General features: G+C 64.7%; 11 protein-coding genes. 4 read left to right on the top strand and 7 right to left on the bottom strand.

Annotated elements, in window-relative coordinates; all coding sequences use genetic code 11:
* Positions 1–3 precede the first annotated feature (3 nt).
* The 3 genes from ACIGJE_RS27280 (at position 4) to katG (ending at position 4,850) form a co-directional block, all read left to right on the top strand.
* A complete protein-coding gene (locus tag ACIGJE_RS27280) occupies positions 4–813 on the top strand; it encodes an iron-sulfur cluster assembly protein (RefSeq protein WP_483680931.1) in 810 nt (269 codons plus the stop codon).
* 59 nt (positions 814–872) lie between these two features.
* Entirely contained in the window at positions 873–2,504 is a 1,632-nt protein-coding gene (gene groEL / locus ACIGJE_RS27275) for a chaperonin GroEL (RefSeq protein WP_483680929.1), read from the top strand.
* A gap of 138 nt (positions 2,505–2,642) precedes the next feature.
* Complete coding sequence (gene katG / locus ACIGJE_RS27270) at positions 2,643–4,850, top strand: catalase/peroxidase HPI (protein ID WP_483680927.1); 2,208 nt, start codon at positions 2,643–2,645, stop codon at positions 4,848–4,850.
* A gap of 77 nt (positions 4,851–4,927) precedes the next feature.
* On the opposite strand, the gene ACIGJE_RS27265 is transcribed toward katG, so the two are convergent.
* From ACIGJE_RS27265 to ACIGJE_RS27240, 6 genes are all read right to left on the bottom strand, one after another.
* Positions 4,928–6,979: a sigma-54-dependent Fis family transcriptional regulator gene (locus ACIGJE_RS27265; RefSeq protein ID WP_311939411.1), complete on the bottom strand. Its 2,052-nt coding sequence runs from the start codon at positions 6,977–6,979 to the stop codon at positions 4,928–4,930.
* Between the two features lie 172 nt (positions 6,980–7,151).
* On the bottom strand, positions 7,152–7,625 hold the full coding sequence (locus ACIGJE_RS27260) for a hypothetical protein (protein ID WP_311939414.1): 474 nt from the start codon (positions 7,623–7,625) through the stop codon (positions 7,152–7,154).
* Positions 7,626–7,924: 299 nt separating this feature from the next.
* On the bottom strand, positions 7,925–8,893 hold the full coding sequence (locus tag ACIGJE_RS27255) for a dihydrodipicolinate synthase family protein (RefSeq protein WP_367625879.1): 969 nt from the start codon (positions 8,891–8,893) through the stop codon (positions 7,925–7,927).
* A 133-nt stretch (positions 8,894–9,026) separates the two neighbouring features.
* Positions 9,027–10,385, bottom strand: a complete 1,359-nt coding sequence (locus tag ACIGJE_RS27250) for an MFS transporter (protein WP_483680924.1) — start codon at positions 10,383–10,385, stop codon at positions 9,027–9,029.
* A gap of 243 nt (positions 10,386–10,628) precedes the next feature.
* Positions 10,629–12,035, bottom strand: coding sequence for an FAD-binding oxidoreductase (locus ACIGJE_RS27245; protein ID WP_415082071.1), 1,407 nt, complete (start codon positions 12,033–12,035; stop codon positions 10,629–10,631).
* Complete coding sequence (locus tag ACIGJE_RS27240) at positions 12,025–12,852, bottom strand: HpcH/HpaI aldolase family protein (protein WP_367625876.1); 828 nt, start codon at positions 12,850–12,852, stop codon at positions 12,025–12,027. The genes ACIGJE_RS27245 and ACIGJE_RS27240 overlap by 11 nt, the downstream gene beginning before the upstream one ends.
* 220 nt (positions 12,853–13,072) lie before the next feature.
* On the opposite strand from ACIGJE_RS27240, the gene ACIGJE_RS27235 reads away from it, so the two are divergent.
* Positions 13,073–13,780 (top strand): GntR family transcriptional regulator, encoded by a 708-nt coding sequence (locus tag ACIGJE_RS27235; protein ID WP_311939429.1) that lies wholly within the window; start codon positions 13,073–13,075, stop codon positions 13,778–13,780.
* A gap of 12 nt (positions 13,781–13,792) precedes the next feature.
* Here the strand turns inward: ACIGJE_RS27235 and ACIGJE_RS27230 are convergent, their stop codons facing one another.
* On the bottom strand, positions 13,793–14,698 hold the full coding sequence (locus ACIGJE_RS27230) for an SMP-30/gluconolactonase/LRE family protein (protein WP_415082280.1): 906 nt from the start codon (positions 14,696–14,698) through the stop codon (positions 13,793–13,795).
* Positions 14,699–14,800 lie beyond the last annotated feature (102 nt).

Raw genomic sequence — 14,800 nt, 5'->3', positions numbered from 1 at the left:
CGCATGATGAGCGCTGCGCTCCGCGGTCGCCGCCAGGCCGAACTCTGGCGGCGGCTGTCCGAGGTCAACGACCCAGAACTCGACGAGCCCGTCACCAATATGGGCTTCGTCGAGCGCGCCGAGATCCTGGACAATGCGTCGGTGGAGGTTGAATTCAGGCTGCCCACCTATTGGTGCTCGCCCAACTTCGCCTTCCTGATGCTCGATGGCGTGCGCGAGGCGCTCGAGGCGCTGTCCTGGAAGCCAGCCTATCGGATCCAGCTGCAAGATCACATGTTCGCCGACGAGGTCAATCGAGGCATCGCGGCGGGCAAGAGCTTCGGCCAGGTCTTCGGAGAGATGACGGGGGATCTCGATCTCACGGCCCTGCGCGAGACCTTTCGTGCCAAGGCCTATAAGCGGCGTCAGGAAGCCGTGCTGCTGGGATTGCGGCAGGCCGGCCTCGGCGACGACGCCATCCTCGCCATGGATCTTCCAGCCTTCGATGCCACGCAGCCCGCGGGAGAGGACGCAGTGGCCCAGAAGCCGCGCTACCGTCAGGCCCTGCTCGAGCGCCATCCCCATATCGGCCGCGGAGATGGCGTCTTCCTGACCTGGGAAGGTACTGCCCTCACCGCTACCACGCTGGCCTCCTATCTGGGAGACCTGCGCAGCCTGCGGATCAACATGGAGTTCAACGGCGCCCTGTGCCGTGGACTCAAGCAGACCCGGTACAAGCAGGCCGAGTTCACGGACGGCGAACCGACACTGGTCGACTTCATCCTCGACCGCGTGCCGCCCGCCGCCGGGAACACGCCCGCCATCAACAGCTGAACCGAGGCCTCGCCGCCCGAGGCCGACAACAACCGCCCGCGAGGGCGGAAGGAGGAGCCATGCCCAAATTGATGCTTCACAATTCGCACGCCCGCCGAGCCCTTGCCCGCGGCGTCCACCAGCTTGCAGCCGCCGTAGAGCCGACACTCGGCCCCAAAGGCATGAATGCCATGATCGACCGGCCGATCGGCACGCCGATGGTGACGCGCGACGGCGTTTCCATCGCCTCGGAGATCGAATTGCGCGATCGTTTCGAGAATATGGGTGCGCAGGTGGTGCGCGAGGTCTCGATGCAGACCAACGAGATCGCCGGCGACGGCACCACCACGGCCATCGTTCTCGCCAACGCCCTGGTCCAGAAGGGCGTCGAGGCCAACGAGCAGGGCGCCAAGGCCGTCGACCTCGTGAAGGGCATAGACCTTGCCGTCGACGCCGTGGTGTCGTCGCTGAAATCCAGTGCGCGCCCGGCTCGCGAGAATGGCGCCCTGGCGGCCGTCGCCAATATCGCAGCCACCGATGCCCGGCTCGGCAACCTGGTGGCCGAAGCTTTCGAGAAGGTCGGTGCCGACGGCATCATCACCACCGATTTCAGCATCACCACCGAGACTACGCTCGACGTCGTCGAGGGCATGTCCTTCGACCGCGGCTATATCTCCCACCACATGGTCACCGATGTGGAGAAGATGCAGGCGGTGCTGGAACGCCCGCTGATCCTGCTGACCGATCTGAAGATCAAGGACCCCGCCTCGCTGGATGCCGCGCGCGCGATCGCCGACAAGGCCGGCAGGCCGCTGCTGATCGTGGCCGAGGAGGTCTCGCCCGAGGTGGTCGTGACGCTGCTCGGGCGTAGCGGCGCCGGCAGATATCTGATCGTGCATCCGCCCGAATATGGCCATTGGCGCAAGGCGCTGCTGGAGGATCTGGCCATCATCACCGGCGGGCGCGTTATCGCCCGCGATCTCGGCGGCAGGCTCGAACAGATCGAGGCCGCCGATCTCGGCAGCGCGGAACGGGTGCGCACGAGCGCCACCCATACGGCGATCATCCATGGCGGCGGCGACAAGGCGGCGATCGCCGCGCGCCGCACCCAGGTCCAGCATCAGTTCGAGAACGCGCCGCCCAATATCGAGCAGGACAAATTGCGCGAGCGTCTCGCCAAGCTCTCCGGCGGCACGGCCGTGCTCTATGCCGGCGGCGTCACGCCGGTCGAGCAGAAGCGTACCATCCAATTGATCGAGGATTCCCTTTCTGCCGTACGGGCCGCGCTCGATGAGGGCGTGGTCGCCGGCGGGGGCTCGGCTCTGGCCCAGATCGGGCCGGTGCTCGATCCCCTGCTTGCCAGGCTCGACGGGGATGTCGCAGCGGGCGTCCGCCTGGTGAAATCTGTGCTGACGCGCCCGCTCTGGCGCATCGTCGCCAATGCCGGCGGGGATCCCGAGGCGGTGGTGGCGAAGGTGTCGAGCGTCAATGGCGGTTTCGGCTACAACGCCGCGCTCGGCGAATACCAGAACATGTATGAGGCCGGCATCATCGATCCCGCTCGCGTCACCTGCGCTGCCCTGAGCAATGCCGCCTCGGTCGCCAAGCTGATCCTCACCACGGAGACCCTGGTGGGCGATCTCGCCGAGGACGAGGATCCGACCGCCGGCCCGGCCCTCGGGGGCGGCGCCGAAAAACTCGGCCGCGCCTGAACGGCGCTGCCGCCCGAGCGAAATAGACAAGGGTCTTTCACATCGAAACCCCGGACAAGGCGACACGCTTTGTCCGGGCAGGCCAGGTTCGGCCTTGCGCCGGCCCGCGCCCATTCGAGCGATGCAGATACGGAGAAAATGATGGACGGAAGCGATACGCCGAACACCGGCAAGTGCCCGGTAGCGCATGGGGCGCGTCCCGGCTTTGAGGTTCGTTCGAACCGTGACTGGTGGCCGAACCAGCTGAACCTGAAGATCCTGCACCAGCATTCGAGCCTGTCCAATCCGATGGGCAAGGCGTTCGACTATGCGCAGGAATTCAAGAAGCTCGACCTGGCGGCGCTGAAGCGGGACCTGTTGGCGCTGATGACGGATTCGCAGGAATGGTGGCCGGCCGATTTCGGCCATTACGGCCCGCTGTTCATCCGCATGGCCTGGCACAGCGCCGGCACCTACCGCACCGGCGACGGGCGTGGCGGCGCGGGTGCGGGCCAGCAGCGCTTCGCTCCGCTCAATTCCTGGCCCGACAACGTCAATCTCGACAAGGCCCGCCGCCTGCTCTGGCCGATCAAGCGCAAATACGGCAACGCGATCTCCTGGGCCGATTTGATGATCCTGACCGGCAATTGCGCCCTGGAATCGATGGGCTTCAAGACCTTCGGCTTTGCCGGCGGCCGCGAGGATGTGTGGGAGCCCGAAGAGGACGTCTACTGGGGCAGCGAGAACGTCTGGCTCGACGACAAGCGCTACAGCGGCGACCGCAATCTGGAGAACCCGCTGGCCGCCGTGCAGATGGGCCTGATCTATGTCAATCCGGAAGGCCCCAACGGCAATCCCGATCCCCTGGCGGCGGCGCGCGACATCCGCGAGACCTTCGCCCGCATGGCGATGAACGACGAGGAGACGGTGGCGCTGATCGCCGGCGGCCACACCTTCGGCAAGACCCATGGTGCCGGCGATGCCGCCAATGTCGGGCCGGAGCCGGAGGCCTCCGGCATCGAGCTGCAGGGCCTGGGCTGGCACAACCAGTTCGGCAGCGGCAAGGGGGGCGACACCATCGGCTCGGGGCTCGAGGTGACCTGGACCTCGACGCCGACCAAATGGAGCAACAACTTCTTCTGGAACCTGTTCGGCTATGACTGGGAGCTGACCAAGAGCCCGGCCGGTGCCCATCAGTGGCAGCCCAAGCATGGGGCGGGTGCCGGCTCGGTGCCGGATGCGCATGACCGCTCCAAGCGCCATGCCCCCTCGATGCTGACCACGGACCTGGCGCTGCGCTTCGACCCGGCCTATGAGAAGATCTCCCGGCATTTCTTCGAGAACCCGGAAGCCTTCGCCGATGCCTTCGCCCGGGCCTGGTTCAAGCTGACCCATCGCGACATGGGCCCGCGCGCCCGCTATCTCGGCCCGGAGGTTCCGGCCGAGGAGCTGATCTGGCAGGATCCGCTGCCGGTCGTCGACCATGGCCTGATCGACGACAAGGACGCGGCCGATCTCAAGGCCAGGATCCTGGCCTCGGGCCTGTCGACCGCCGAGCTGGTCTCCACCGCCTGGGCTTCGGCCTCGACCTTCCGCGGCTCCGACAAAAGGGGCGGGGCCAATGGTGCGCGCATCCGCCTGGCGCCGCAGAAGGACTGGGAGGTCAACCAGCCGGCGCAGCTGGCCAAGGTGCTCGGTGTGCTGGAGGAGATCCAGCAGGGCTTCAACGCGGCGCAGGCCGATGGCAGGAAGGTCTCGCTGGCCGATCTGATCGTGCTGGGCGGCAATGCCGCGGTCGAGCAGGCGGCCAGGCAGGCCGGGCAGGACGTGGCGGTGCCCTTCGCGCCGGGCCGCACCGATGCGAGCCAGGAGCAGACGGATGTGGAATCCTTTGCCGTGCTCGAGCCGGTGGCGGACGGCTTCCGCAACTATCTGAAGACGACCTACAGCGTGCCGGCCGAGGGACTGCTGGTCGACAGGGCCCAGCTCCTGGGCCTGACGGCGCCGGAACTGACGGTGCTGGTCGGCGGCCTTCGGGTGCTCGGCGCCAATGCCGGCGGCAGCCAGCATGGCGTGCTGACCGACCGGCCGGGGGTGCTGACCACCGACTTCTTCGTCAACCTGCTCGACATGGGCACGGCCTGGAAGGCGACCTCGGCGGCCGAGGACGTGTTCGAGGGCCGCGACCGCGCCACGGGCGAGGTGAAGTGGACCGGCACCCGCGCCGACCTGGTGTTCGGCTCCAACTCCCAGCTGCGGGCGCTGGCCGAGGTCTATGCCAGCGACGATGCCAAGGCCCGCTTCGTCGCCGACTTCGTCGCCGCCTGGACCAAGGTCATGAACGCCGATCGCTTCGATCTCGTCTGATCCCGACAGGGAGCGGCGCGCATCGGCATGCCGCCGCGCCGTTCCCTCCCCCGCAGGCCAGACAACCTCAGCAGAATTCAGATGAAACCGCGGCGGATGCCATATTGGTCGAGCTTGCGGTAAAGCGTGGGACGGGAGACGCCGAGCCGGCGCGCCGCCCGGCTCAGATTGCCATCCTCGGCCGCCAGGACCTGCCGGATCGCCTGGCGTTCCGCGTCCTCCAGCGTTCCCATCCCCGCCGCGGGCAAGGAAGCCGGAGCGTGAGCGTCGCCCTCGCCCCGGATGATCTCCCCCGGCAGGTCGGCAAGGCCGACGCTGCCGCCATGGCTGAGCACATGCAGCTTCTCGACCAGATTGCGCAGCTCGCGCACATTGCCGGGCCAGTGATAGGCCATGAGATGGTCCAGCGCCTGCGGCGTGAACACCAGCGGCTCCATCTGCATGCGGGTAGCGATCTTCTGGTTGAAGTGATCGAGCAGCAGCACGATGTCCTCTCCGCGCTCGCGCAGGGGCGGCACGCGGATCGACACCGTGCTGATGCGATAATAGAGATCCCGGCGGAAGCGCCCGGCCTCCACCTCCTGCTTGAGCTCGCGATTGGTCGAAGCCACCAGCCGCACGTCGACCGGCCGGCGCCGGCTGTCGCCGATACGGGTCACCACGCGGTCCTCGAGCACGCGCAACAGGAAGGGCTGGATATCGAGCGGCATTTCGCCGATCTCGTCGAGGCTGAGCACACCGCCATTCGCGAGCTCGAACACACCCGGCTTGCCCTCGCGGCTGGCACCGGTGAAGGCGCCGGGTGCATGGCCGAACAGCTCGCTGCCGAAGAGCTCACGGGTGATCGCCCCGCAATTGAGGGCAATGAATGGGGCGCTCGTGCCCGAGCGGCTGCCTTGCTGGAGGAGCCTGGCGAACAGCTCCTTGCCGACGCCGGTCTCCCCTTCGATCAGCAGGGATGTGACGTCACTGGATTGGGACACCCGGCAGGCGACGTCGACGGCTGCCCGCAAGGCAGGGCTTTCGCCGACGATGGCGGCCCGGGCCTCGTTGAGACGCGTGGATGCCGGATTGACGGCTGGCACGAGGCTCGGCGCCGCAACGGGCGGAAACACCAGCGCCGCTCCCCGCAGATCTCCATCCAGCTCCAGCCGGTTGACATGGCAGGTCTGGAATTCCTGCGGCAGCTGGCTGACCAGCCCCTCCAGGCTGTCGGCCCCCGTCAGTTCGACCAGCCTGCGGGCCGGGGCGCCCGAGAAGGAGGCGAGGAAGCCCCCCTCGATCGGCCTGGGCAGGTTGGCCTTGTAGATCACCCGGCCATGGCGGTCGACGATCATCAAACCGTCGGAACGGCGATAGCGCGGCGCCGAGGTGATGAAGGCTTCGAGCAGGCGCGTGCGCTCCTCGCTCTGCTGGTCGGCCAGGGCTTTTTCGATTTCGCGCGCGGCCGCCGCGACCAGAGCGGTGTTGTGGGGCCTGAAGATGTCGGGATGGCCCGAGAGGTCGACCACGCCGATGATGCGCCCATCGAAGGGATCGCGCACCGGGGCACCGGCGCAGGTCCACGCCTTGATGCCCGCGCAGAAATGCTCGGCCGCATGTACGAAGACCGGTTCACCGGCCCACAGCGCCGTACCGATGCCGTTGGTGCCCACGACATCCTCGGTCCATTTGCCGCCAATCGCCAGATGGATATCCATGCCGTCGCGCAAAGTGCGTTCGTCGCCGACCGTATCGATGAGGGTGCCCTCGCCATCGGCGAGAACCAGCATGGCGCCGGTGCCTTCGAGCAACCGGCCGATCGTGAAGAAGGACCGGCGTGCCGCTTCCAGGAGCTCGCGGTTGAGGTAAGCCAGGTGCTCGACCTCGTCCCGCCCGCCCCTGAGGGGCGCTTCGTTCTGCTGTGCATCGATGCCGCCGCTCGCACAGCGGTGCCAGGAATCGCGGATGAGGGAGCGGACCGGCGAACGCGCACGATCCCTGTCCGAAGCGCCGGAGAGCAGATTCTCCCAGGCCCGCATGGTCCGTCGTTCGTCATAGTCGAGGTTTGCCACGGACAGGCTCTGCGTCTGCCGGCCGGGCGGGGCAACGCTGGTGCGGATGTCGTCCAGATCGATATCGCGTGTCATGCGTGCTTCACATCGCTTTCTCGAGTAGCACCTCTAGTTCACGGGAGTTCCAATCGGGCGGCAGCGATAGTGCGAGGCACGGAATGCCAGCGCCATGCCGCAGGTCGTAAGAGCATCAGGAATGCACCGTCCTCGCAAGGTCCGTGGACACGGCGAGAACGGAGCTCCAGATTCATTCCAGATCCAGCCGGCGGCCGATCTCGGCAACAAGCCACTCTTCAGTGTGGTCGCCGGACAAGGTCTGGTTGTCGAGACCGGCAAGCAGGGTTGCGATCGGCTCATCCAGGGGAGCGAAAAAGCCATTCTCGCTGGTTGCCAGCACGAAGACCTCGCCGCCGTCCCGAGTCGTGATCTGGCCGAGATGGTGCAGCTGGCGACTGGTGTTTTCATCCACCATGATGACGCGGCCGTTGAGGCTGACGCGTATGCGGGCAAGTGGCTCCTCAGAGGGAGCGCCTGCGCTCATGTCATGGAAGATCAGCCCCTTGGGCTGCGGTTTCGGCTTGGCGACCTTGCTGGCGGAATAGGCACCGGCGCTGAACTGATCGGCAAGACGCGTGATGGTCGTGCGGTTCTCCGACAGAAGCCTGCGCAACGCGGCATCCTCCCGGCGCGGGCCATCCCGCTTGGAAATGATCTCGACCACGAACTCCTCCCAGATTTCATTGGCCAGAACGGCGGCATTTCATGCTCTGCTGCGAGCATATTCTTTTTCCGGCCACCTCACCAGCATGACCTTATAGGCCCGATTTTCTGGCTTGGGGTAGTAGAGGAGTACGACAAAGACCGGCAGGTTTGTGCTGCGACACCCAATGCGGGCCCGCTTCCGACCCAGACAATTTCGGCAAGCCGGCCACATTGGAGGAGGCCCCGACATGCGGAGCGCTCACATCTTCAAAGGCAACTTTCGTCAAAGACCACACGCCGGGCCAGAAGCCGGGAACGTCAAGAGGGCGAGCCACTCTCAATCCCGTTTTGAAGAAGCTCGGCCGCCGCAATACGCCTGCGGTAATGTTCCGTCCCCTGGACGATCTTGTCCATAAGCGCATCCAGCGCCCAGAATCGTTCGCGAATATCGAAAGTCACGGTCCGGCTGTCGGTGCAGGAGAAAGTGCCAATGCGCTGATGATAAAGCTTTGCCAGTTTCGGATACCCCATCGGCTCGGCCATTGCGGAGAGTGCGAGATAGACCGAGAGCTCATCGGCGAGGGCCGGATTGTCCGAGCTCTTGATCAGCAGCCATTTGTAGAGATCGGGATGGAAATTGGTAAAAACCCCGGTGAAACCGCGCGAGCCCGCCTTGATCGCGTCGAAAGCAATCGCTGCATTGGCATTGATGATGGAAAGCGGCGTATCCTTGGTGAGCTCGATGCGCCGCCTGACCGTATCGAGGTCGCACGACACGTCCTTCAAGATGACAAATCTGCCGCTATGGGCGCAGAAGGCCAGCTCATCATCCGTCAACAGACGGCGATAGGGAGCAGGACATTCGTAAAGACCCAATGGCATGTCCTTCGGCAGCCGCAGCAACAGCCAATTGAGATCGTCGATGAATTTCGTGCCGCCCTCTTTCTTGGCATCCAGACGGTTGGTGACGAGAACGATGCCGTCTACCCCTGTTGCCGCGATCGCGGTGAGTTCGGCGAGCTGATCATCGAGATCTTCGCTCACATGGCCCGATGCGATGACGGGGATCCGGCCTGAAGCCGCCTTCTTCACGAAGGCTGCGAGCTCGACACGCTCCTCCAGGCTCAGGAACTGCATTTCGCTGGATTGGCAAACGGCAAACAAGGCATCCGAGCCGTTTGCGACATACCATTCCACCAGATTGGCCACGCCCGCATAGTCGATCTTCCCGCTCGGCGTGAACGGGGTGATCATCACGGGAATGATGCCCTCGATTTTCTTGGTCATTTTGTGTTCGGCCTGGGTGTTTGTCTTGGACTCAACGAGGTTGGATCGTCAGTTTTAAACGGCTCGACATCGGCGACATTCGGGGAGGCTGATCCTACCCGCAGGACGCCGACATCATACCGGGCTCCCCTGTTCAGGTCCGAACAGAGGAGATCGTCGCGCTGAGCGGCTGGCTGTCCGAAACCCTTTTGATGAAGAGCACCAGGACGAATGCAAGAAACGCGGCTGCAGCGATCGCATAGAGACCATAGGCCTCGATGCCGGACCAGGTGATGGCTCCGGTACGGACGTTCGGAGCGACGAAGCCGCCCAGGGCGCCCAGGGAATTGATCACCGCAAAGCCGCCGGCCGCCGCCGCGCCGCCCAGATATTGCGTCGGGAAGGTCCAGAAGATCGGCTGCGCCGTCATGATGCCCATGGTGACAAAGCAGAGCGCCGCAATCGCCAGCGCCGGGCTGGCATGCGCAGAGGCCACCAGGCCGAGCGCGATCGCCGCCAGCGAAAACAGCAGGCAGATTTGACGCCGGCCCGAGCGCACCGCCCAGTCCGGATAGAAGAAGCCCGCGATCAGGGCACAAATCCACGGAATGGCCGAAATGCAGCCCACCAGCAGGCCGACCTTGACCCCGAGCAGGGCCGCAACCTGTGTCGGCAGATAGAAGGCCACGCCAAGGCCGGTGATCTGGATCAGGAAATAGATGGCGGCAAAATAGAACAGGCGCGGATTGCGAACGGCACGCGCAAAATCGATCTCCCCGCTATGGGCCTTTTCGGACTGCTCCGCGGCAAGCGCGGCCGTCAGGGCCTGGCGTTCGTCGGCAGGCATCCATTTGGCTTCGGCCGGCGTGTCGGTCAGATAGAAATAGGCCCAGATACCGACCAGAACGGTGATGCCTCCCTCGATCAGGAACATCAATTGCCAGCCATGGAGGCCGAACAGGCCGTCCATATCGAGGAACAGGCCGGATATCGGACCGCCGAAGATCAAAGCGAGCGGACTGCCGAAATAGAAGATCGCCAGGATTTTTCCGCGGACTTCCTTTGGAAACCAGAGCGTCAGATACAGGATTGCGCCGGGGAAAAGGCCGGCCTCGGCAGCGCCCAGGACAACGCGGATCAGCGAGAATGTCGTGTCGTTGTAGGCGAACATCATCAGCCCGGAAATGATGCCCCAAGTCACCATGATGCGGGCCAACCAGCGGCGGGCTCCGACCTTGTGCAGCATGAGGTTGCTCGGCAATTCGAAGAGGGCGTAGGTGAGGAAGAAGACACCTGCGCCAAAGGCGAAGGCCGCTTCGGTCACACCCGTGGTCGCCTGATAGGATTGCTTGGCGAAGCCGATATTGACCCGATCGAGATAGGCCAGCAGATACATCAGGATCAAGAACGGCAGGATGCGCCATTTCGCCCGAGATATGGCGCGGTCGAGCGATGCCCGATCGGACCTGTCGCGGCCGGCCAGGTGGGCCTGGCCATTGTTCATAGTCATCATAGTCTCCGTCCCATTGGCCTTTCCCATGTGGCCGGTTCTGTTTTAAGTCGGGTAATCTTCCGAAAGGTCCGTTTGGGGGCTGCCAGGATGCGCGGTCTGGCCCTGCCCTCGAGCCAGACGCCTATCTCCGGCTGCACCGGCTTGCGCGGCGCAGTTCGCTTCGGCCGCAGGCTCGGAGTGCCGACGAGGCAAGTGCGCAATGGCAACCGTCGTGGCTGCGCCACGGCCCGGCTCCGCCAGGCCTCAGACAACCTTTCCAGGGTTCAGCAAACCGCGAGGATCGAGAGCGGCCTTGATCGAGCGCATGAGCTCGAGCTCGGCCGGCGAGCGCGTGTAAGGCAGGAACTTCTTCTTTTTCAGCCCAATGCCGTGCTCGGCCGAAATGGTGCCGCCATGGCTGCGCACGAGGTCATAGACGATGTCGTCGATCGCCTCGTAAGGCTGCTGCGCCGCGCCGGGAACGCAGGCGATGATGTGCATGTTGCCATCGGCAATGTGGCCGTAGAAGTAGCTCTCGCACCCCGGCAGCTCACGCGCCAATCGTGCGCGGCAGGCCCGGGCATAGATATCCATGTCGGCAACCGGAAGGCCGATATCGAAGGAACTGTGCGGTCCCAGCACCTGCCTGAATTCGGCCGCCGCGTCTCGCGCGCCCCAGAATGCCTTCACGTCGCTCAGCGATTGCGCCACTGCCGCATCCTCGATGATGCCAGCTTCCATCTGGTTCTCGAGCAGGGCATCGAAGCGGGCCTTTTCGTCCTCATGGGTGCCCATGCCCTCGACGAGCACGTAGAAGGCATGTTCGCCGGAAACCGGACGGCGGATGTTGGGAACGCGCTGGGTCGCCACCTGCCAATAGTCGGGCCACATCACCTCGAAGGCCGACAGGGTCGGCCCCAGCCAGCGGCGGGTGCTGCCGAGAAACGAGAGAACCTTGTCGTAGCTGCCAAGGCCGCACAGGGCCGCCATCACGCAATTGGGCTTGGGATGCAGGCGCAGCACGGCCCGCGTCACGACGCCGAGAGTGCCTTCCGACCCAATGAAGAGCTGTTTGAGATCGAAGCCGGCATTGTTCTTGATCATCTTGTTGAGGCTGGTCATCAGCGTGCCGTCCGGCAGCACGACCTCGAGCCCGAGCACCATGTCGCGAGTCATGCCGTAGCGGATGACGCGGTTGCCGCCGGCATTGGTACCGATATTGCCGCCGATGGCGCAGGACCCGCGGGCCCCGAGATCCAGGGCAAAGAAGAAACCGGCATCGTCGGCCGCCCGCTGGATGGCCTCCAGCGTGGTACCGGCTTTCACGGTCATGGTCGCCGCCGCCGCATCGATCTCCTCGATGCCCACCAGCCGTTCGAGCGACAGGGCGATGGCGCCTTCGATAGGGCGGCTACCGCCGGCCAGGCCCGTCAGCCCACCCTGCGGCACGACAGCGATACCGTGACGCGCGGCAATCCGCATCGCCGTCGCAACGCCCTGGGCATCGGACGGCCGGACCACGGCCAGCGGACGGACGGGTCCGAGCGTGCTCCAGTCCTGGAGATTGCGTTCGGGAATATCGGCACCCGAAAGCACCACGGCAGGCCCAAGCGCCTCCTCCAGCGCACGGATGGCCTCGGCGGAGGCATTTGTCGACATCTTAGTAAGCATGAGCCCTGTCCATCGGCAGGGCGGAGTGAACCGCCACGCCCGTCCGCTCCTCGCGGAATTTCACCTGTTCGCGCACCACCGCCAGAGCGGCGTCGCGCATGAGACCGACATCGCTTGCCACCGGGACCAGGCGATAGCCGGCCTCGATGAGGGACTGCCAATTTGCACCGGCGCTCGGGACGGTGCCCATCGGCTTGCCGCTGGCAAGCAGCGCCTTTTCCGCTTCGCTCACCAGGACACGCACTTCCGGCCTGTCGAGCTGCTCCAGCATGCCGATCGAACCGGCCATGTCGTTGACCCCGAGAAACGGCACGTCGACGCCCTCGACGGCACAGATCTCGGCGGCACGATGCACGGCATCGGCGGATTCGAGCTGGATGACGATCAGGAGTTCTTCATTCGCCCGCGCCATGTAGTCGGCGACCTTGCCGAAGGTCGAGGCACGCACCAGCGGCGCCGCATAGCCGCGCCGTCCCTGCGGCGGGTAACGGCAGGCGGCGACAGCTGCCCTGGCCTCCTCGGCCGTCTCGACCGATGGGATCATCAGGCTGTTGGCGCCGGCGTCGAGCAAGCGCTTGAGGATAATCGGATCGTTCCACGGTACACGCACGATGCAGGGCGTGCCGCCTTCGGCCGCTCGAAGCATGTCGACGGCATCGCGCAGCTCGCCCAGGCCATGTTCGAGATCGAGGATGAGGAAGTCGAAACCCTGATGCGCCAGGATTTCGACATTGGTGGCGCTGCCAGTCTCCACCCAGGCGCCGAACAGGGCATCCCCCGCCGCAAGGCGTCGCTTCAGCTGATTTGGCTTGAACACTTTCCTCTCCCGTCGGGTGGCACGAGGCCTGTTGATGGCCGGCTTCCCGGATGCTGAGCCAACCAAGGCTGCCCGCAACTTAGACGCCTCCCTATCTGAAGTACAGTACCTCAGTAATTTTTGTTGCTAGCGCCTGCACCTCGGAGAATTTCACTCCCCATTGCCGGTGCGGGCTGTATCTTGCATACTGGAAAGCTGGAATCTGGGAGAACCGCCCATCGTGTCGCTCGCTTCATCCGCAGCCCTGTCGATCGACCGACCGCGCTCGCTGACGACCACCGTGGCCGAAAGGTTGCGCCAAGCCATCATCGATTCTGAATTGCCGCTCGGCAGCGAGCTTTCCGAACTCGGTCTGGCCGCCAAGCTCGGCGTCAGCCGCACACCGGTGCGCGAGGCCCTCTCGATGCTGCAATTGCAGGGAATGGTGAACATCGTGCCGCAGAAAGGCAGCTATGTTTTCTTCCCCACGGAGCAGGACCTGGTGGACCTTTGCGAATATCGCATCCTGCTCGAATGCCGGGCCGTCAGTTTCGCGCTGGCCCGCCGCCGTGCCGAGACGATCGAGATGCTGAATGGCGCCAAGGCGGCCATGGACGAGGCCAGGGCCAAGGCCGATCCCGTGGCTTATTCGCGGGCCGACACCGTGTTCCACGAGGCCTTCATCCGCAATTGCCGCAATCGCTTCATCGAAGACGGTTACGCCCTCGTCTCCGGCCCCATTGCGACGTTGCGCACCCATCTTTCGGTACCGCTCGCCGGCGTACAGGACCGCTCCTACATCGAGCATCAACAGATGATGTCGGCTTTCGAGAGAGGCGACCTCGTCGAGCTCGATTCGATCCTGGTCAATCATATCCTCAACACGCGGCACTCCTATGTCCGCGCCTTGCAGGAAGGCCTGATCGGCACTAGCGCCCGACACGACTAGGGCGCCGGCCACCTAGAACGTCTTGGCGCCGTTGACCGGCAGGCGGACGCCGTAGAGCGACGTCGTCCCGCAGATATAGAGATAATTGCGCTTCAGCCCGCCGAAACAGACATTGGCGACCACCTCCGGCACGAGGATCTTGCCGATGAGGCTACCGTCGGGATCGTAGCAATGCACGCCGTCGCCGGCGCTGGTCCAGATGCGGCCCTGCGTGTCGAGGCGCAGGCCATCGAAGAAGCCGGCTGTGCAGTCGGCAAACAGCCCCTTGTCGACGAGCGCCCCGCTCTCCCCCACGGCGAAACGGCGAATATGGGCCGGACCGTCCGGCAGATGGCTGCGGCCGGTGTCGACGACATAGAGCAGCTTTTCGTCCGGAGAGAAGGCGAGACCGTTGGGCTGGACGAAATCGTCCGCCACCACGCTCAGCTTGCCCGAGGCATCGAGACGGTAGACGCGATTGGCACCCTGCTCGCTGTCGGCCTGGTGGCCTTCATAGTCGGAATCGATGCCGTAAGTGGGATCGCTGAACCAGATATCGCCATTGGACTGCACGACCACGTCGTTGGGGCTGTTGAGGCGCTTGCCGTCATAGCGGTCTGCCAGCGTGATCACGCGACCATCGATATCGGTGCGCGAAACGCGGCGCCCGCCATGCTCGCAGGTCACCAGCCGGCCTTGCCGATCCACGGTGTTGCCGTTGGAATGGCCGGCAGGATGGCGGAATACCGAGACCGAGCCGCTGCATTCGTCGAGGCGCAGCATGCGATCATTGGGGATGTCGGACCAGACCAGCGAACGGGCTGCCGGGAAATAGGCCGGCCCTTCGGCCCAGCGGCAGCCCGTATACAACCGATCGAGCTGTGCAGTGCCGACGAACAGGCGCCGGAAGCGGTCGTCGAGAATTTCGAAACAGGACATCGTCACCGTCACCTCCGCAAGGGCGCCGCTATCGCGTTGTGGTCGGGCGCTTGACCACGTGACATATTGTACCTTAGGTTCATCGGCAAGCAGCCTGCGTTG

Source organism: Labrys sp. E2SS-1L (assembly GCF_057073705.1).
The sequence above is the reverse complement of the archived record's forward strand: the minus strand, read 5'-3'. Positions and strand labels throughout refer to the sequence as shown.